16 protein-coding genes are annotated in these 21,705 nt (G+C 25.3%); 6 read left to right on the top strand and 10 right to left on the bottom strand.

Annotation, left to right across the window (positions count from 1 at the left end; genetic code table 11):
- The first annotated feature begins 74 nt into the window (after positions 1-74).
- From Q1K13_RS11660 to Q1K13_RS11640, 5 genes are all read left to right on the top strand, one after another.
- Positions 75-752 carry a biliverdin-producing heme oxygenase gene (locus Q1K13_RS11660; protein ID WP_300351072.1) on the top strand — a complete coding sequence of 226 codons (678 nt, stop codon included), beginning with the start codon at positions 75-77 and terminating at the stop codon, positions 750-752.
- A 292-nt stretch (positions 753-1,044) separates the two neighbouring features.
- A complete protein-coding gene (locus Q1K13_RS11655) occupies positions 1,045-1,944 on the top strand; it encodes a LysR family transcriptional regulator (RefSeq protein ID WP_300351069.1) in 900 nt (299 codons plus the stop codon).
- 146 nt (positions 1,945-2,090) lie between these two features.
- Complete coding sequence (locus Q1K13_RS11650; RefSeq protein ID WP_300351066.1) at positions 2,091-3,263, top strand: NAD(P)-dependent malic enzyme; 1,173 nt, start codon at positions 2,091-2,093, stop codon at positions 3,261-3,263.
- A 31-nt stretch (positions 3,264-3,294) separates the two neighbouring features.
- Complete coding sequence (locus Q1K13_RS11645; protein WP_300351064.1) at positions 3,295-4,257, top strand: AEC family transporter; 963 nt, start codon at positions 3,295-3,297, stop codon at positions 4,255-4,257.
- A gap of 422 nt (positions 4,258-4,679) precedes the next feature.
- Complete coding sequence (locus Q1K13_RS11640) at positions 4,680-5,495, top strand: mechanosensitive ion channel family protein (RefSeq protein WP_300351061.1); 816 nt, start codon at positions 4,680-4,682, stop codon at positions 5,493-5,495.
- Between the two features lie 245 nt (positions 5,496-5,740).
- Here Q1K13_RS11640 and Q1K13_RS11635 read toward each other — a convergent pair whose 3' ends face one another.
- The 5 genes from Q1K13_RS11635 to Q1K13_RS11615 all read right to left on the bottom strand — a co-directional run bounded on the left by Q1K13_RS11635 (position 5,741) and on the right by Q1K13_RS11615 (position 11,958).
- Positions 5,741-6,499, bottom strand: coding sequence for a hypothetical protein (locus Q1K13_RS11635; RefSeq protein WP_300351058.1), 759 nt, complete (start codon positions 6,497-6,499; stop codon positions 5,741-5,743).
- Between the two features lie 22 nt (positions 6,500-6,521).
- Positions 6,522-7,325 (bottom strand): YARHG domain-containing protein, encoded by an 804-nt coding sequence (locus Q1K13_RS11630; protein ID WP_300351055.1) that lies wholly within the window; start codon positions 7,323-7,325, stop codon positions 6,522-6,524.
- 246 nt (positions 7,326-7,571) lie between these two features.
- A complete protein-coding gene (locus Q1K13_RS11625; protein WP_300351052.1) occupies positions 7,572-9,779 on the bottom strand; it encodes a hypothetical protein in 2,208 nt (735 codons plus the stop codon).
- Positions 9,780-9,801: 22 nt separating this feature from the next.
- Positions 9,802-10,683, bottom strand: coding sequence for a hypothetical protein (locus Q1K13_RS11620; protein ID WP_300351049.1), 882 nt, complete (start codon positions 10,681-10,683; stop codon positions 9,802-9,804).
- Between the two features lie 201 nt (positions 10,684-10,884).
- Positions 10,885-11,958: an acyltransferase family protein gene (locus Q1K13_RS11615; protein ID WP_300351046.1), complete on the bottom strand. Its 1,074-nt coding sequence runs from the start codon at positions 11,956-11,958 to the stop codon at positions 10,885-10,887.
- A gap of 441 nt (positions 11,959-12,399) precedes the next feature.
- Here Q1K13_RS11615 and Q1K13_RS11610 point away from each other — a divergent pair, with 441 nt between their 5' ends.
- Entirely contained in the window at positions 12,400-14,778 is a 2,379-nt protein-coding gene (locus Q1K13_RS11610) for a sensor histidine kinase (RefSeq protein ID WP_300351043.1), read from the top strand.
- Between the two features lie 813 nt (positions 14,779-15,591).
- On the opposite strand, the gene Q1K13_RS11605 is transcribed toward Q1K13_RS11610, so the two are convergent.
- The 5 genes from Q1K13_RS11605 to Q1K13_RS11585 form a co-directional block, all read right to left on the bottom strand.
- A complete protein-coding gene (locus Q1K13_RS11605; RefSeq protein ID WP_300351040.1) occupies positions 15,592-16,173 on the bottom strand; it encodes a hypothetical protein in 582 nt (193 codons plus the stop codon).
- A 451-nt stretch (positions 16,174-16,624) separates the two neighbouring features.
- Positions 16,625-16,822 carry a heavy-metal-associated domain-containing protein gene (locus tag Q1K13_RS11600; RefSeq protein ID WP_300351037.1) on the bottom strand — a complete coding sequence of 66 codons (198 nt, stop codon included), beginning with the start codon at positions 16,820-16,822 and terminating at the stop codon, positions 16,625-16,627.
- A 280-nt stretch (positions 16,823-17,102) separates the two neighbouring features.
- Positions 17,103-19,763, bottom strand: a complete 2,661-nt coding sequence (locus Q1K13_RS11595; protein ID WP_300351034.1) for a heavy metal translocating P-type ATPase — start codon at positions 19,761-19,763, stop codon at positions 17,103-17,105.
- Between the two features lie 558 nt (positions 19,764-20,321).
- Complete coding sequence (locus Q1K13_RS11590; protein WP_300351033.1) at positions 20,322-20,591, bottom strand: metal-sensing transcriptional repressor; 270 nt, start codon at positions 20,589-20,591, stop codon at positions 20,322-20,324.
- 599 nt (positions 20,592-21,190) lie between these two features.
- Positions 21,191-21,705: IS30 family transposase (locus Q1K13_RS11585; protein ID WP_300351031.1), on the bottom strand; the 515-nt coding region annotated here is incomplete at its 5' end.

Genomic DNA, 21,705 nt, shown 5'->3' with positions numbered 1-21,705 from the left:
AACCATAGATAAAAGTTTTAAAAAAGAAAATTTGACATTATAAAAACAAAAAAATTTAAGAGGGTGTGATTTTTATGAATTCATTTATGATGAGTATAAAAAATAATAGCAATGATTTACATTCTGTAGCTGAAAAAACAGGATTTTTAAAAAGATTATTAGAAGGTAAAGCATCAAGAGAATCTTATTCAGAGTATCTTTTCAATCTTTATGAGATTTACAAAGCAATTGAAATTAACTTAGAAAAAAATGATAAAAATGATGTGGTTAAACACTTTACTACTCAAGATGTTTATCGTTCTGAAGCAATATACAAAGATTTAAAATTCTTATTAGGTGATAAGCTTCACTCAATGAAAGCTCTACCATCAACAAGAGCTTATGTAGCAAGAATAAATGAAATAGGATCAACTAATCCAGAGCTTTTAGTTGCTCATGCTTATACTAGATACTTAGCTGATTTATTTGGTGGAAGAATGATATATAAATTAATAAAAGAGTTTTATAAAATAGAAGATGAAGGTTTGAACTACTATCAATATGAAGCTCTTAAAGAAGAAGGAGAAGATATGAAAGCCTTCATTATGGAATATCATAACAAACTTAATAACATTGAATTAAGTGATGAAATGAAAGAAAAATTCATAGATGAAGTCGCAAATTCTTATATCTACAATATTTCTCTTTCTAATGAAATAGATTTTGTTAAATTTATTAAAGCAACAGAGGAAACTGCTAACCATAGACACTAGTTATTTACATATTTAAATAGGCGTAGTAAGATTATTAATTTAATTCTCTTACTACGCCTATTTTTTATATAAATATATTATAATATAGATAAAGTTTAATTACTAAAATTATAAAAGTTTTAATGTAAAATCAGAAATCATCTTAATTTATAATGCAACTTATTAATACTATCAAAATTGGTAATACCTTTATACCTTAATAATATTTTTAACAATAATTATTTTGATGAAAGAATATCTCTATAATTAATAAAATATATTACAACTTTTTAAGAAAGGAAAAACTAATAGAATGAATATTAAAGATTTAGAATACTTTGATTGTCTTTGTGAAGAGAAAAGTTTCACAAAAGCTGCTGAAAAACTTTTTATATCGCAACCTTCTATAAGTATGTCAATTAAACGTCTAGAAGGAGAGCTAAACTCAAAACTTATTATAAGAAATAAATATAGTAAAGAAGTTAAAATCACTAATGAAGGTTTAATTTTTAGAAAAAGAGTTAAAAACATTCTATCTGAATTGAATGAAGCAAAGGCAGAATTATTAAAATGTAAATTTAAAAAGATCAAGTTAGGAGTTCCTCCTATAATAGGAACTTATTTTTTACCTAAATTTTTTGACTCATTATCAAATAATGACTTCATTCAAAATATTGAATTTGTCCAATGTGGTTCTAAAAAAATGGAAGAAATGATTATTGATGGCTCAGTAGATATAGCTTTATTAGCTTCACTAAGCCCTATTTTTAATGAAAACCTAAATAGTACTCCTCTTTATAAAGATAAATTTGTTATGTGTGTAAGTAAAAACAATTTAATTTCAAAAGATCCTGAATTAAATTTTTCTAAACTTAAGGACTCGCAATTTATTGTATTAGGTAAAGATTCTTTACATTTAAATTTATTAAAACAACTTTTTGATGAATTTCATATAGAAGATTCAAAAATTTGTTGTGTTGATGAAATTCAAACAGTAAAATCACTTATTGCTGCTAATTTTGGAGTTGGAGTATTAGCAAGCATGGCAGTTCAAGATTTAAAAGGTGTAGTTGTTAAAGAACTTTCAAATTCTATTCCATTTTATATTTCAATTGCTACAAAAAAAGGACACTTCCTGTCTGAGATAGAAGAAAAACTTATAGAAATTGTGACCACACAATCAGAATTAAAATCAACAAGAATATCTAAATAAAAGAAAAAATTATGAAAATTGTGCCATCCACAAATCATATATAAATTTTAATAATATGATATAAAAAAACAATATTTAATATATTCTTTCAAAAATAATATAATTAAATCATCAAAGAAATTAATTTTTGAAAGAAGGTTTATCTAATGAACGTTTACGAAAAAAGTTTAGAATTACATGAAAAAAATAAAGGAAAATTAGAAATAAAATCAAAAATAAAAGTTGAAACAAGAGAAGACTTAAGCTTAGCTTATTCTCCTGGAGTTGCAGAACCTTGTAGAAAAATCCATGAAAATAGAGATGATATTTATAAATATACTTCTAAAGGAAACACTATTGCCGTTGTTACAGATGGATCTGCTGTACTTGGACTTGGAAACATAGGCCCAGAAGCTGGTTTACCTGTAATGGAAGGAAAAGCTATTTTATTCAAAGAATTTGGAGGAGTTGATGCATTTCCTATTTGTATAAAATCAAATGATGTTGATACTATTGTTAATACTGTAGAATTAATAGCTCCAAGTTTTGGTGGAATTAACCTAGAAGATATTTCTGCTCCTAGATGTTTTGAAATAGAAGAAAAACTTAAAGAAAGATTAGATATTCCTGTTTTTCATGATGACCAACACGGAACTGCCATAGTAGTATTAGCAGCTTTATTAAATTCTTTAAAATTAGTTAATAAAAAAATTGATGAAATTCAAGTAGTTGTTAATGGTATTGGTGCTGCAGGAACTGCCATATCTAAATTATTAATGAATGCAGGGGTTAAAAACTTAATTCCTTGTGATAGAGTTGGAATATTAAGCGAAGATATGGAAGAAATTGATTATGCTAAAAGAGATTTAGCTAGAATATCTAATCCAAATAAATTAAGAGGTACTTTAAAAGATGCATTGCGTAATGCTGATGTATTTATTGGAGTTTCTGCCCCTAACATAGTTACTAAAGAAATGGTAGAATCAATGAACAAAGATGCTATATTATTTGCAATGGCAAACCCAACACCTGAAATAATGCCAGATCTTGCAAAAGAAGCTGGTGCTAGAGTTATAGGAACTGGTCGTTCTGATTTACCTAACCAAATAAATAACGTTTCAGTTTTCCCAGGACTTTTCAAAGGAGCATTAGAAGTAAGAGCTTCACAGATAAATGAAGAGATGAAAATTGCAGCTGCCATGGCTATTGCAAATTCTATTCCTGAAGAAGATTTAAATGACGAAAATATTATTCCAAGCTGTCTTGATAAATCTTTAGTTGATAAAATTTCAAATGCTGTAAAACAAGTTGCAAAAGATACTGGTGTAGCAAGAATTTAAGTGTAAATATCTAAAGGAGGAAATTATACTTATGTTATTTTTAAAATCGGTACAAAGCGTTCTTACAGTTATTTTGATGATGGCACTTGGATTTTTCTTAAAAAAATTCAAATGGTTTGGTAATGAATTTTCTAAGGGTGTTTCTACTTTAGTTGTTAAAATTGCTTTGCCATCTGCAATATTTATGTCAATTTTACATCATCTTTCCAAAGGAAATTTACTTGAATTATCAAAAAGTCTTATATATCCATTAGGAACTGTTATTATTTCATACATTATTGGATATATTGCTATTAAAGTATTAAAAATAAAACCTGGTCGTAGAGGTATATTTCTTAATGCTGTTGCAAATGCGAATACAATATTTGTAGGTATGCCACTTAACCTTGCTTTATTTGGAGTTCCTAGTATTCCATTTTTCTTAGTTTGTTACGTAAGTAATACTATTTCAACATGGGCATTTGGAATATTTTTAATAGCAAATGACAATCCAAATAAAGATTCTAAAGAAAAAGTATTCAATTGGAAAAAGGTATTATCCCCTCCTCTTATCGGATTCATACTAGGTGTTATTTTCTTAGTATTAAGTATTCCAGTGCCAACATTTATAGGTTCTGCTTTATCTGATATAGGTGGTTTAGTTACTCCTTTATCATTAATTTATATAGGTATAATTTTATGTGATGCTGGTCTTGGTAGTATTAAATTTGATAGAGATACTGTAGTTGCCTTAATAGGTCGTTTCATCCTTTGTCCATTAATTATAATTGGATTAATTATTATGGGTGGTTCAATGTTTGGAAGTACTCTTCCTACTTTAATGAAACAAACATTTATAGTACAATCTGCAACTCCAATGTTAGCAGTTTTACCAATACTTGCAAGCGAATATAATTGTGATGTTGAATATGCAACAAACTTAGTTACATCAAGTACAGTTCTTTTTGTAATTGTAATTCCTATTTTAATGCAACTAACTCAATTTATAAAATAAATTTATATTCACTTCATAAATTACAAGGATTAAAATTCAATATAATAAATAAAGTTTAAATTTATTTATATGCTAAATTAGAGCTATGATTTAAAATCATAGCTCTTTTCCTAGTAATACCATTTATCCATATTAAGCCTGTTTAATATGGATATTTTTTATGAAATCTTTTCATTTTTATACTTCCCTAAAATCAGAATTTATAGTCATAAATTTAAAAATTTTATTTATAAATTTATAAAGTTAACTTCTAAAATTTAATAATATACTTATGATTAATATTTAAATTAATGTTATTATTTAAAGCAATAAATCCGTAATCATATGTAAATAATATAGATTTTTTATTGATATATTATAAACTTATGTTTATAATATACTTTGCTTTTGAACAGAACTTTAATTAAATAGGAGGTTATATTATGAAATTTGATATTAGTGAACTAACTAATAAATTTTTAGCTTGGATAACTACAAATGGTGTTAAGCTAGTTATTGGTCTTGTATTATTATATGTAGGCTGGAAATTAATAAATAAAGTTGTTAAATTAGTTGTACAAGTTATGAGAAAAAGAAATATTGATGCAACATTAACTTCTTTTTCAGAAGCTTTCGTTGATATTTCTTTAAAAATACTTTTAGTTATAACTTTAATGAGTTATGTTGGATTTGATATAGCTGGATTGGCTGCACTTATTGCCTCTGCTGGTTTAGCCGTTGGACTTGCTCTTCAAGGAAGTTTATCTAATTTTGCAGGTGGAGTAATAATTCTTTTACTTAGACCTTTCAGAGTTGGTGATTTCATTGAAGCTGCAGGATATACAGGAACAGTGGAAAAAATAACTGTATTTTATACTCACCTAGTAACTCCAGATAATAAAGAAATACTAATTCCTAATGGAACTCTTGCTAATGGAAGTCTTATAAATTATTCATCAAAAGATACTAGAAGAGTTGATTTAGTATTTGGAGTTGGTTATGACGATGACATAATCAAAGTAAAAAATGTTTTATGGGATATAATAAATAAAAATCCCTTAATATTAAAAAATCCAGAAGCTTTTGTTGGAATAAGTGAACATGGGGCAAGCTCAGTAAATTTCACTGTTAGAGTATGGTGTAATAAGGAAGATTATTGGACAATCTATTTTGATTTATTAGAACAAGTTAAACTAAGATTTGATCATGAAAAAATAAGTATCCCATACCCACAAATGGATGTACATTTAACTAAATAAAATTAGATAAAAAGGGCATATATCAAAATAACTTTTATAAAACTTAAAAACAAAAATATATTTGTAAGTTTTATTATTATATTTTGATATAGACCCTTTTATCAATCCTACCACACTAAATCTTAAAGATTATCTTAACTTTATTGTAACGTTTTCAAGAAAGCTTGTCAATATTTTAATTCAAAATATTGACAGAGTTTTATTGAGGCTTTTTTAATTTAATTTTAACTATTAAATATTACTATCTAATTTTTAAGATATTTATCTATCTCCGAGTTATTTATAGTTTCATGCTTATAATTTTTAACTTCATCCTGTTTTATATAAAACTCTAAATTTTCTTTACTAACTATATGGAAATTTAAATCAGCTAAAAACCAAGTATATTCTGACTTATCTCCAAAATATGTACTAACTGGAATCTCTTTAAACTTATAATATATATCATCATTTATATAATAAGGTTTATCAGCATCAAAAACTAAACAAGTATCTTCATTTAATCTTTTATTTTTCCCTAGAGATTTAAGTATATATCCTTTGCTCTTAGAAAAATCTTTATTTTCATCATACTCTAAATTGTTTTTTTTCCTATACTGAATATAGTAATTTTTTCCTGCTACATTTATAGGTTTTACATCAGACGAAACCACATTGTGCTCTAAATAAATATTTAAAAGTTCTAAGTTTTTCTCATTATCACTTAAATTATCTAAAGTTTTTTTATGATTATCCTTAACTAAAATTCTTTTATCTTTTATTTCTTTTTCTATCTCTTTAATTTTATTATTTATTTCATCATTTCCAATAGAATAATTTTCTTTTTTTATTATATTAACCATCATATCTGCATTTAATAAATCATCATTAGTAAGATATGTATTAGCTTCAAAAACCTTAGTTTTTAATTCATTTATTTTTCTATTATAAAATGTATCTTTTCCTACTAAAAATATACCAATAGCTAAAACACCAACTATTCCTATAATAAGGAATTTTTTCATTTTCATCTCCCCCACTTTTAATCTACTTAGCTTTTTCTCTTCTTATATCATTTATTAATTTTATATTGTAATTTTCGAAGTCATTCATTTCAGCACTTGTCCCCCTAAATGATGGGTCTTTTACGTACCAATCCTTATTATTAAAATAAGTTTTATAATTTTCATCTTCAAAATTATATCCATGTCTTGCTAGTATTTCAGCTTTTATCAATCCTAAAGTTTCATAATCATATTTTTCTAATTCTTCTTTGGTAAGCTTTCTACTATAACTATCTGGTATAATATATCCAACTAAATTATTATAATTGGAATCATTTTTATAGTAAGTGTCTTTTGAATCTCCACTTCTATATTCACTAGATAAAGTATCTCTTCCACTTTCCTCTAAAGCTTCCTTAAGCTTATCATAATTTTTATACTCCTTTATATTATAACCATTCTTCTCTGCTTGTCTTAAATAATAAGCACATTGGCTATAATTTTCTTCATTATAATATTCATCAGCCTTATCTTTATAAACATTCATTATAATGTTTTTTCTATCCTCATCTTTAAGATTACTAACTTCAGTTATTTCTTTCTCAACATTATCATTTCCCTCTAGGCTCTCATAAACATCATTAACAACTTCTTTTGTGTATTTACATCCTAAAGCATCATTATAATATTCTAATTGATTACTCTCAAGAGAAGCTTTATTTCCTCTTTGAACATAATAACTATACAATAAACTTTTCTTAAAAACTAAATAAAAAGAAAAACCTAAAATTAAAAGTACTATTAATCCTAATCCCAACTTTCTTTTGCTTAAAGCTTTCTTCTTCATACGTTATCTGTTGCCAAAATCTATAAACATCTATAAATCTTGTTTAGCTTCCTGTTCTACAAGTCAGATTTTGAAAACTATAAACACCCTAAATCCTTTTACATCCCTATATTTGGATTCATTACATCTATTTTTCAAGGTTTATAATATTTTTAGTTTTGACATACTCCTTCCTTATTTTTAATATTTTCTAATTACTTGTTTTTATAATCTTAATAATTATATTTTAGTGCAGCCCCTTTTTCATCACTCTGCAAAATCAAAGTTATCTTCTTTAAATACATCCATTAAAGAAATACTGTTTTTTATTAACTTTTCTATCTTATTAATCTTTTCTGAATTTTCTTTTATATCAGATTTTATTTCTTTTAATCCGCTTTCCTTATCAGTTAAAATATCCTCTAATTCCTTTATGACTAAAATATCCTCTTCAAAATCTTGTGATTCTTTAGCTTCCTCAACTAGCTTACCTTCTAAGTTCTTAATATTTTTATTTATTTCTATCTTATTAAGCTTGTATTTCCAAGTATCTAAAGAAAATATATTCTTTAAAAATCCTCTATCCTTAAGACTATGTTCCTCTGATAGTTCTATTAAATTTATCTGATTTACCATTTTGCTATATTCATCATAACAAGAAAAATTTTTAATAGTTTCTGATTTTAAAACTTTTTCTCTAAACATTTCTAAGTGAGCTTCTATAGATTTTTTAGTATTATCTTTTTCTGCAATAAATTTCTTTTCATTTTCTAATAACATAGCCTTTTCATTTTTTATATCATTTAAATTTTTCTCTAAATTTTCTTTTTCTGAAAGTATTTTATCATATTTTTCTTTTTCATCAATCCAAGCTTCAACTAACTGACCATAATAAACCTTTTCTCTTCTCTCTTTTCTAAGAATTTTATTTGCAAGACTTATTTCCATAACAAATATAGGAACTAAAACTTCTCTTGTAAGTTTATATTCTTTTAATAAAATAACAAGTAATAAAGGGCCTATATATGCTCTTAACATATCATGACGAGTTCTAAATTCATAGAAATCAAAATCTTTTTGTAATAAAACATAAATAGAAAATATTGATCTTATAACAAATTCTGAACTTTCTAAAACACTACATTCTAAAGCAGCTTTTAAAAACTTAACTTGATTTAAATTAATATTTTCTTTTATTGCCTTCTCTGATATGTCGGTAAAATTCATCTTCTTTAAAATAATTTTTCTCTCATCTAAAGGAATAGTCCTTAATACTTCATAGATTACATTAGAAACTTCTCTCTTAATTTCATCATCTTTTCCTATTTCATCAGAAAAGCTATTCATTATTTCAATCAAATAATAATTTATTATAGCTTCTAACTTATCCACTTTACCATTAAAGCCTTCTCTTCTTTCAATAATAAAATATGCCTTATCTACTATATTATCTAAGGATTTATCAAAGGTTTTCTTGTCATTTATAGAGGCTGTTGGCGTATTAGTAAGCTTTAATAATTGGTAATATAATTTAAGTTTTAAGATACTATCTGAATATTTTTTTAATCCTTCAACTTCTTTTTCAATAAACTTAATAAATTCTTTTCTCTGAGATTTTAAAAATAAGCTCTTTGACTTATTTAAAAATATACTTCCTAAACTTAAACTTTTTAAAAAAGCATATGCTACCCTAAGCTCATACCCTTGAAGAGAAAGAAATCCCTTGTAAAAATCAGGATATTTAATATTACTCCCATAAGTAGAATCATCTTTCTCAACATAGCTCATAAGTTTTTCTTGAAGCTTCTTAAAACTATTTAAAACTTCTTTTAATTCTGATTCTTTATCTTCTAATTTAGAAGCTAATTCCTCTTTTTCTTTTTTTACATTCTCAAGTAAATTTTCTAATTCAACCTGTTTATCTTCGTCATTATTAGTAGTTTTTATTTGCTTTTCTAAACTTATTATAAACCTTTCTTTATTCTCTAAGACTTTTTTGTCAATAGCTAAGTCACATTCACTCTCTTTTAACCCCTCTGGAGTTATAAAATTATAATTATCCTCAATGCTTATTTCCTTAGTAATCTCTTTTAAATACCAAATAAGAATCTCATGAACTTTTCTAAGAGCAACTAAGGTATCATGTTCTTCTTCAAGGCTTAAATCTAATTCCTGATTAGCACTCTTATCACCTTTTACTCTTAAATATTCTCCATAATCAATAACCCAGCTAGGAATATACTCTTTAAGATTATTAAGTGTTTTTCTAAAATTAACTTCTTTATTTTCATGGCTTCTTAATCCATATTTTTCTTCAAGCTTTACACACAAATCTTCAACTACCATTCTTGATCCTATATATGTTAAAAGAGCATGAGTTTCCCAAGCTTTTTCAGCATTTTTAAGTAGGTCGTAATAACATTCAATGCTTGTTTTTAATATAAAATCAAAGTTCGTACTTTTCTTACTATCCATAATTTCCCCTTTAGACCTTAAATTATTTTTTATCATTCTTAAATAAATCAAACATACCCTTAATTAAAACCTGAACTTTTTTATCCTCAAGAGTTTTAAACTTCTTATTAAAATATTTATTGCTTGATTCAATCTTACGATTAATAAATGTAATATCTTTTTTTATATCTTCAATAAAAGTTTTATGTTTTATTATGTAAATATATTCTTCATAACACAAACTTAGACTGTTAAATGATTTTCTAATAGCAAATATTAAAATTAAAGCCACCAAAACTCCTAATACAGACATTACTCTAGCCATATTATTATAATGACTAGTATAATTATCTATCATATTCATTACAAGATCACTTGAAATTATAGTGTTTATATTTTCCAGTGATATAAGTAAAATATAAACTATGAAATACATTATCCCTAAGTATTTTACTCTGGAATAAATTTGCCCATCAAAAATACATTTTTCCTCTGAACTTACGTCTATATTCTCTATTGATGATGTCATGTCATTTATTCCTGATACAATTAAAAATAATCCTATTAAACACATAACATAAATGTCTAATGATTTCTCTAATCTATATTCAGTTCCAAAAAACTTATATGCTAATATTCCAAGTGTGGTATATCCAATTGTAACCTTAAAATCACCTAAAATAAATTTTTCTTTTATTACTTTTATTTTTGAAATTATAAATAAAACAAGTAATAATAAAACAACTTTAACTATTATCTCTCTTTTTATAAAAGCTAAATTCATTACATACTCAAATAAATTTTTATCATAAATTCTAGAATTAATTCTTCCTAAAGTATCTATCAATATGAAAAACATAGGAATTAAAATTATAACTATTGATAGTTCCTTATATGTATCAAATCTCTTTCTACCTAATTCCATATTCCTCCCCTTTCTTAATTTTTATAAATAATTTGTAAACTACATTCTTTATTATATACCTTTAAAATTCCTCTTAAAATATTAAAATAATAAAAAGTTATGAAGTAATTATTTAAACCACCTCATAACTTTTCCCTTTGAACTTATTTAATTTTAATACTAAATACTTTATACTTTATTTTTCTTTAACTTTATAATTTTTTATTGTCTGTTTTCAACAATTATATCCTTTGGTTTTATCATTTCCATACTTAAAGCCTTATTCTTAAGCATTCTGTATAAAGTTAAATCTCCCTTAAATAAAAATTTACTCACTAAACTCTTGTCTATAAGTATTGTCATAAGAAGTGGAATAAATACTCCAACTAATGTAAATGTAATATATCCATATTTAAATACATCCATAAACAATGTTGCTATTGGCTTATGCAAATACATAATAACTAAAGAGTTTGAACCTATAATAGTAAATAGTTTTTTATATTTTAAGTTACTAATCTTACTACTTAAAGACAATATAAATACTGTAATAGCAACTGGCATTAATAAATCAAATACTGGATTTTGATATAATGAATATTTTATATTTAAGTAATAATAAACTCCTTGATCTATGTTTATTATGCATAAAATAACTATAGCTACAGCTGATATAATAATTGTTTTTGTTGAATGGAATATCTTCTGAATATTCTTTTTAGTTATATAATATCCTATTGCGTAGTAAGGTAAAGTTATTAAAACATTGTCTAAATTCCAAAACACATAATTATTTCTTGTAATTTCTTCAACATGTTCTGGAATAAAGTTCATAGAATAAACATGTGCTAATATGTAACTTAAAATACAAACTAAGGCTAAAGTTTTTGGTTTCAACTTGCTATTAAGCTTATCAAATAATATCTTTGTTACAAACATTACAGGAATAAACCAAAATACTCCCCAAGTTGCTTTTCCACCATATAAATACTTCTCTAACTCATGAAAGAATCCACGCACTCCAAAACTTCCATGGAAATACATAGCATAGTTAAAACCTATATCAATCAACGAAAATATAAGGTATGGTATAAAGAACTTTAATGCCTGTTCTTTTATAGATAATCCTTCTCTATAAAGCATACCACTTATTATAAAAAATGCTGGCATATGAAACCAATAAAGGTACCAAGCTTTATCAAATGGTGAATGACATAATACTACACTAATTATAAGAATTCCTTTTGCAATATCAAGATAATCTAGTCTTTTCTTTTGTAACAAAACTGTATTCATAAAATTTTCTCCTAATCATTAAAATAAATTTTTCTAATCCTAATTTATCTTACCCTTATTATATTTTACCCCTAATTTATACAAATATGAACTTTTATAAGATTAAAATATAATATTTGACAATATTATATTACTTTTATATTATTTTTTTAGTTTGAATTTTATATGAATTCACTGTGAAATAAATATTAAATTTAACAAAAATAGGTACTCTCTCTCAGTGAATCAAACAGAAAGTTATTTTTTAAATTTTCTAAAAATTTAGTTAATTTATTAAATAAAATTATAAAAATCTTAGTACAAAAATACTTCACATTCTTTTTAAATACAAAATCAAACAGTTATTTAATTTAGTGTAAATTTTTGTATTAATTTATGATAAAATTTATAATATACGATAAAATATAACACAAAACTCTTATAATAAGGAGAAGTTTAAAAATGGATAAGCCAATATTCTTTCATATTTTTAATGATTTTAAAGGAAAAGCAGAAGTAAAGAAAATAATTAAGATATCTAACTTAATTATTTTTTCAGTATTTTGCTTATTTGTCCTTAATTTATTACATAATATATACTCCTTAAATACTAAAAATATTATATCAAATAATAGTATTCCATCATTTTCATTAAATTTGGCATTAATACTAGGTTTTATGGCATATTTAATTACATTGTTATATTATAATAACAATAAAAATAATGATTTTTTCCTTATGTCATTAATCTATATGAATCTTTTTGTAGAATTGTTAGTTACAAAAGGGGATAACCTGATTATATTTGATAAATTTATATTTATTCACTCCATATTTAGAATATTTATATTGTTTTATATAGCCTTAAAAAAAGATAATGTGAATAACTTAATAATGGAACATAAAATAATAACATCTGTATTTGTTTTTATTTTTTCAATGATTATTCCTCTAATTAATCATAAGATATTCTTTAGTAATCTATTTATTCATAATATTTCTCATTATGCAGTATTAATGATTATTATAGTAATTTTTTATATAATAGCTTGTATATTTATATCAATAAAAAGTTTTAAAAATGCTGAGTTAATATATACTTTTATAGTCGCTAGTATGTTATTAATCTCACTTAGAGGTATATACTGGATTTGTGAAGTATTATTTCCTAATTTATCTTCAGTTGAATCTAATAAAAACGTAGTTCTTTTAATTACTATTTTTTCATTTATATTTGCTATAAGTAGTATATTTATTGAAATAAATAATAAAAATAAAGGGCTTTTACTTCTTCAAAAAGAACTTCAGGTATTCTATCATCTAGTTGAATTCAATACTAGTAGTTCAATTATTTTATATGATGATAATGGACAAGTAATTTATACTAATAAAACAATACGAGAACATTATTGTAAAAATACAAATCTAAAAGATCAGTTAAAAGAAGTTAGTAAACTTTTTGATGAGGCTATTTTTATGGATGGGGTTAGTGAAGAAAATGTCTTAAAGAAAATATTAGAAAAAGGCAATTGGGAAGGAAAAATTCTTCTTAAAAATAAAAAAATAATTAATCTTTATGTGCAAACATTAAAAGTAGAAGAAAAAAATTATTATGCTCTAAACTTAAAAGATATTACAGAAGAATTTATTCTTTCTCAAAACATAAAGAAAAACGAACAGCTTTTAAGTTGTATAAATAATAATATTCAGGATTTAATAATAAGTGTAGATAATAATGGAAACATAACTTATGTAAATCATTCTGCTCTTAAAACTTTAAACTATTCTTATGATGAAATTTATAAACTTCCTATAGGAAATCTTTTAGGTAAAAATGATGAAATATTAAATCAATTAAAATCTAAAGATGATGATAGCATAAAATGCAAGCTTATAGGTAAACATGCAGTAGTTTATGTTGAAGCAATAATCAGTTCATTAAATGATGATACTGGTGTTCCTTATGGAAAAGTAATTGTAGCTAAAAACCTAAATTCCAAGAGAAAATTAGAAAACTTAGCGGTTAAATTTAAAGAAGCAAAAGCCTCTGAACAAGTAAAAAATGAGTTCTTTGCTAATATATCTCATGAACTTAGAACTCCACTTAATATAATTTACTCTACTATACAATTATTAAACTCAAAATATTTAAATAATCCAACTAATTTCTGTAATTTTTATGGGAAATATAAAAAAGGATTGAAAATTAATTGTTATAGAATGCTTAGGTTAATAAATAACCTAATAGATGTAACCAAAATAGAAGTTGGTTTCTTAAAAGCCGATTTTACTAACAAAGATATTGTTCCATTAGTTGAAAATATAGTTTCTTTAGTAATACCACATGCAGAAAATAAAAATATTTCAATAATCTTTGATACTAACTTTGAAGAAAATATTATAAAATGTGATCCAGCTAAATTAGAAAGGCTTATTTTAAATCTACTTTCAAATGCAATAAAATTCACACCAATTAATGGAGAAATTTTTGTAGATTTAGCAATTGAAGAAGAATGGGTTAAACTAAGTATAAAAGACAACGGAATTGGTATTCCACTAGAAATGCAAGCTTCTATATTCGATAGATTTGTCCAAGCTGATAAATCACTTAAACGACGTAATGAAGGAAGTGGTATTGGACTTAGTATTGCAAAATCAATAACTGAACTTCATGATGGTAAAATTGAATTAATTAGTGATGGTGTTTGTGGAACTCAATTTGTTGTATGGCTTCCTAATATAAAATTAGATTATATAGAAGATAGTAATAACTTAGTTGACTATATAACAGATAAAAAAAATATAGAATTAGAATTATCTGATATTTATGAAGTTAATTAACCTATATATTCAAGAGAAAAATGCTTTTGCTATCAATTTAAATAGTGAAACTTAGATATTCAATAGAACTCTCCATATTACATAAAATGAAAATTTAATAAAAAACTCATTTAATATATAATGTGATTTTTAATTAAATCATTATTTAATGTTATTTTTATTAAAAAGTAAAAAAGAGTGAGATTAATTAATCTCACTCTTTTCTTATCTATATTATAATAAACTACTCCTATAAATAGTGTCTTATTTATCAAGATAACTGATTTTAAACCTTTAAACAAATCAACTTATCCCATATGAATATTTTATAACTAAACCATCAATTAATATAAAAACATGAAAAGGCACTTCCTATTTAAGTTTTAATACTAAAGAATAGTAAGCTAAAGGCTCATTTATCAAAATGAGTGTCTTATAGTTCAAATGTTTGAATATTAAAGAATAATAAGCTAAAGCTAAAATAAAAAACTCCCTTTGGTCAAACAACTTCACTTATTAAAGCTATTATTCTTAGCTATTAAATGAAACTATACCCTAATTATCAAGATATTCTTAAATTTTTACTAAAAATCAATACTGTTTTAAAAAAAGAGTTGCCTTAGGTTAAAAATTAACTATTATTAAAAAACTAAAATCAACACTAGTTTAGAACAGAGCTTAATTATTAAATAACTCTTAAAACTCTCCATCAAAACCGCTAAAAACTCAGTTTAGAATAAACCTTAATTATTAAATAACTCCACCTTGATTTTAATGCGAGTTTTAAATTAAGTTTAGAATAAACCTTAATTATTAAATAATTAATTAACATATTTAAACAGCACATTTGTTTTTTATGTTTATTGCACTAACCTCTTCTCTAGTTAATACTTTTAAATTATTATAATTTATAAGATAAAAATAATTATATAACTTTCTTAATTTATTTAAATATTCATAGCTTCTTTCAGGAATATCAAAACTAACTCTAGTTTCCTCTCTTTCCTCTGCATACTCAATACAAAAATCATCAACTTGAGGAAATTTTAAAAGTCCCTTAAAAGTTATTTGCCCCTTAACAAATTGATGGCCTGAACAAGAATATAAAGTTTTTATATTAGGTTGAGTATTTAAAAACACTATTAAATCCTTCAACTCAACATCTATAGCTAATCTATTTTTAAATCCACATTTTTCTGTTTCCTCTTCACTTAATAACACAGAGGCTCTTCTTAACTCTCTCATATAATAATTATAAGCCTGAATTAAATTAAACTCCCCCTCTGAACTCTCACTTCTTCTTCCCCTTATGAATTCTGGTAAATTTCCACATTCTCTTTCTAATTTTAATTCAGCAGCTATTTGAAGGGCTTTAAAAACCTCTTCATTTGAATATTCAGCTAATAACTTTTCCATTTTAAATTCCCTCCAATTTCATAAAAATAATTTATGTTAACCTTTTAAATCTTATTTGTTATTTTTTACCATATATTTATTATATATAAGAAAGTCTAAAAAATAAAATCGTATTTTAGCTCATTTATTCAAATTAGATAGAACTAAATCCTTTTTTCTTCAATTTTGAATGCAAATGTAAATATTTAGCAAAAATTATATATTTAAAAAAATATTCTTTCCTCTACCTCATAAAATTTCTATCCAGAAACTAATATATTACAAGAAAACAGGCTTAAATAAATCTACACTTCTTTATTCTCCTTAATATAAATTATTTTCTATAAAAAAATATGGATATTATATAAACCTTTAATATTATGGTTTATATAATATCCATATCACTCACTATTTTATAGAAGTTAAATAATAACTTCTATAATTAGCCCTTTATTCATCAGCTAATTTATTCCTATTTTATAGAAGTTACATCATAACCCATATCTTCTATAGCATCTTTAATTTCTTGATCTGAAGCATCTCCATCTACTACTGCTTTACCAACCTCAACATCAATTTTAGTTAATCCTTTCACGTCTTCTAAAGCTGATTTAACATGTTTTACACAGTTTTGACATGACATTCCTTCAATTGTTATTATTCTACTCATTTTCCTCACTCCTATTTTTTTATTTTACTTACCTAGAAATTTATAATTAACCTGTTTCATAAATTTTAAATAATCAAAAATGTATATAAAACAAAATTTAAAGTAATTGTCTTAAATCATTTAGCCATAAAACCACTAGATTTTACCCCCTCATTTCTTTGAAGCACCTCAGTCATAAATCCACGATATTTTACGCCATTAATCTATAAAATTTCTAGATTAAGTGTTTTTTATATTAATTTGACATGAGTTTAACTCATGTCAAACTTTTAAACTTAATTTAAACTTCGCTATATTTAGGTTTAAAAGTTTTTAATCTTAAAGCATTTAATAATACTGATACTGAGCTAAAACTCATGGCTAAAGCTCCAAGCATTGGATTTAATAGTGGTCCTCCAAATAAATGTAAAACCCCCATTGCTACTGGAATACCAATTCCATTGTATATTAATGCCCAGAATAGATTTTCTTTTATGTTTATCATAGTTTTCTTACTTAATTGAATTGCCCCTATAACATCCATTATATCACTTCTCATAAGTACTATGTCTGCAGATTCCATGGCAATATCAGTACCTGATCCAATAGCCATTCCAATATCAGCACTTGCTAAGGCAGGGGCATCGTTAATACCATCTCCAACCATCAATACTTTCTTGCCTTCACCTTGAAGCTCTTTAACCTTCTCAGCTTTTTGTTGAGGTAATACATCAGCAAAAACTCTATCTATATTAATTTCCTTTGCTATAGCTTTTGCTGTTTTTTCATTATCACCAGTAACCATAACAACTTCAATTCCCATTTTATGAAGTTCTTCAACAGCCTTCTTACTTGTTGGTTTCAAAGTATCTGCAACTGCCACTATTCCTTCTAAAACTCCATCAATAACTATATACATTGGTGTTTTGCCTTGACCTGCTAAATCTTGCGCTTTTTCAACAAAATCCCCAAAAGATATATTTTTCTCTTCTAATAAAGCTTTATTTCCTAAAAGAACATCTTTTTCACCAACTTTAACTTCAATTCCTTTACCAGGAATAGCTATAAAGTCTTTAACATCAAAAAGTTTCAATCCTTTTTCTTCAGCTGATTTTACTATAGCTTCTCCAAGTGGATGTTCTGAGGCTTTCTCTGCTGAAGCAGCCAATACTAATATTTCATCTTCTGAATATTTATTAGATAAAATATCTGTAACCTTAGGCTTTCCTTCTGTTAATGTTCCTGTTTTATCAAAAATAACTGTATTTATAGTAGCTGCCCCTTCTAAGGCTTCACCACTTTTAATTAAAACTCCATTTTCTGCTCCTTTTCCTGTACCAACCATAATGGCCGTTGGTGTAGCTAATCCCAATGCACACGGACAAGCTATTACAAGTACAGAGATAAATATTGTTAATGTAAATTCTAATCCTTCTCCACCTAAGAAATGCCATGCTAATGCAGCTAATATAGCCAGTATTATAACAACAGGCACAAAATATCCAGCTATTATATCAGCAGTTCTAGCAATAGGTGCCTTAGAACCCTGTGCATCCTTAACAAGTTTTACTATTTGAGAAATTACAGTATCTTTTCCAACCTTAGTAGCCTTATAAATTATTCTACCATTCTTATTGATACTTGCTCCGTAAACTTTATCTCCAATCTTCTTTTCAACTGGAATACTTTCTCCAGTCAACATACTTTCTTCAACTGATGTATATCCTTCAGTAACCTCTCCATCAACTGGAAGCTTTTCACCTGGCTTAACAACAATCAAATCTCCAACCTTAACATCATCAATTGAAATAATTTCTTCCTTACCATCTACTAAAATAGTAGCTGTTTTAGGAGCTAATCCCATTAATTTTTTTATAGCTTGAGATGTTTTACCTTTAGTTATTGCTTCTAAATATTTACCAAGCATAACTAATGTAATAATTGTTGCTGCTGATTCAAAATAAAGTTCATGAACATAGTGAAACTGACCAATAACAATTTTATAAATAGCAAATATTCCATAAATATACGCAGCACTGGCCCCAATAGCAATCAATGTATCCATATTAGGACTTCCAACAAATAAACTTCTAAATCCTATAATAAAAAATTGTCTTCCTATAATAAATACAAATGAAGTTAAAACTAATAAGAAAATTGCATAATTCATTGGGCTTGTATTTGGTTCTAACCAATTTGGAAGTTTCATTCCCATCATACTTCCCATACCTACTATAAATACTGGTATTGTGAATACTAAAGACCATATAAGCCTCTTCTTCATTATCTCAGCTTCACTAGGTTTATTATTTTCAACCTCTTCATTCTTAGAATCATCTTCAATAAGTTTATATCCTAACTTTTCAACTTTAGCCTTAATATCACTTGTTCTAAGTTTTTCAGGATCATATGAAAGACTCAAAGTTTCAGCTGCAAAATTTACATTTGCGCTCTCTACACCATCCATTTTATTTAATCCTCTTTCAATGGCTGCTGCACAAGATGCACATGTCATTCCTTCAACCTTATAAGTTAATTGCTTTTCATCTTTTTTAATTTTATATCCAAGCTTACTAACTTTATTATTTATGTCATCAAAAGAAACCTTATCTTTATCAAACTCTACATTTAAAGTTTCAGTTGCAAAATTTACACTTGCACTCTCAACACCCTCTATCCTACCTACTCCCTTTTCAATAGCTGCAGCACAGGATGCACATGTCATTCCTTCAACTTTAAACACTTCTTTTTTAGAATTATTCTCCACAAAATATCCTAATTTCTGAACTTTTTGTCTTATTTGTTCTAAGCTAACCTTATCTTTATCGTAAATTACTTTTAATTCCTCTGTAGCATAGTTTACACTAGAACTTTCAACTCCATACATCCTACCTACACCTTTTTCAATAGCTGCAGCACAGGATGCACAAGTCATTCCTTTAACTTTAAGTAAGCGTTCCATACTTTCTCCGTTGCCAAAAATCTATAAAAATATATAAATCTTGTTTAATTCACTGTTCAACTAATCAGATTTTGAAAACTATAAATAACAATCTGCTTTCCTTTCATTTAACTATCCGAAGTCTTAAATTCAGATACAACACATCACACACATACAAATTATCTTGTTTGTGATATGTCTTGTATTACTATTTCCTTTATTTTCACTTATAAGTCCACACTTAGAATTTCTTTAAACATTAAAACCATCAAGATTCTACTCTATGCACATATTCCTTTCGCAATATATAAAATCCTCAATAGCTACTACTGTTTTATCTTAAATACAAACATTTAACTATACTAAGATTTTATACATATTATTACCTTTTTATAGATTTGTAACAACAGTCACCTCCTTCCTAAATTTTAATATTTATACTATATAAATATTACTTTTAATTTATAAAAATAAACTCTCATATAATTTTATATAAAAACTAAAAAAAATTTATTTTAATTATAAATTTACTAAAATAGATTTAAATTTATATACTATAATTTTTAAGATAAAATAAACCTATTTATCTATTAATTTATTAAGTATGCTTAATATTTCATCTATCTTTTCTTCTTTAGATTCATTATTATCAAAAGCACTCTTAACACAATTATGCATATGTTGCTCTAAAATTAACTTATTAGCCTTCTTTAATAATGCTTGAGATGCCATCAACTGATTAGAAATATCAATACAATATCTTTCATCCTCAATCATTTTTATAATTCCCTCAATTTGTCCTTTTGCAGTTTTTAAACACTGTAATGCTTTCTTTTTTTCTGCATTCATATATATCACTCCCTAAATATTAAACCTTAAATAAAATAACCAATTAAATACAAATAATACCCTATTCCTTTAGTATTCTTTCACTCAATAAAATGTTTTTTACAATTAATTGAACGCAAAGAATATCCCTACCACCCGGAGGGGGTGTGTTTGTTTTAATAATACGCCTTAAAATTTATTATGTCAACAGTCAAATAAATTTCATCCATCATTAGTTCAAATTTTTATTTTATAGCAAGTTGCTTTTATTTTTATTAAATAATACCTAGCCTATATTTTACTTATATATAGCATATTTATTCATAAAAATACTTAGTTATATACAAATTTCTAATAAAAAATATAATAAAATTTATTAACCGTTTATAAAAATTATTCCTTAAATAATTTTATAAATCTAAAAGCAAATAAATCAGTCAAATTATCAATATTAATAACTTTCCAAAAGCAAATAAAGTCAGTAATATATTTTTAGAGTTTAAATATACTACTGACTTACTTGCTGATTAATAATTAAAATTTAATTATTAATCAAAAATATTTCCTAAATTGCAATATCAAATTGAACTAGTCCTTAATTATGATTTAAAAACTAATTATTATAATAAATATATTTTATCTAAGTGTATTTCTAATAACTCTTCTGGAGTCTTGTAATCAAGAAACTTTCTTAGAATAGTATTCATCCAATTTTCTATGAAAGATATAGTTTCAAGTGAGTAGTCTGAAATTCGTTTTCCCTTTGGGATAAAACGTCTAATTAAGTCATTATGACGCTCATTTGTACCTTTTTCAAATGAAGAATATGGATGAGTGAAATACACTTTTGTTTTAGTTTCAGTTTTTTGTTCAATTTCTGATAAATCTGCAAATTCAGAGCCATTATCAGCAGTTATACTCTTAAATACTTCGCTAAATTTACTACCAAAAAACTCTTTAATCTTCTCAATGGTATTTGTAACAGATATTGCTGAATGGGCAGGCGTTTTAGATATTATAGCATACCTAGTTTTACGCTCGACAAGTGTTAGCAAAACGTTATCTATGTTAGATTTTTCACCTAATACACAATCTATTTCCCAATGACCAAACTCTTCACGGCTTTCAATAGAAT

Origin of the sequence: Clostridium sp., assembly GCF_029267215.1 — a bacterium.
Taxonomy (GTDB): Bacteria; Bacillota; Clostridia; order Clostridiales; family Clostridiaceae; genus Sarcina.
The sequence above is the reverse complement of the archived record's forward strand: the minus strand, read 5'-3'. Positions and strand labels throughout refer to the sequence as shown.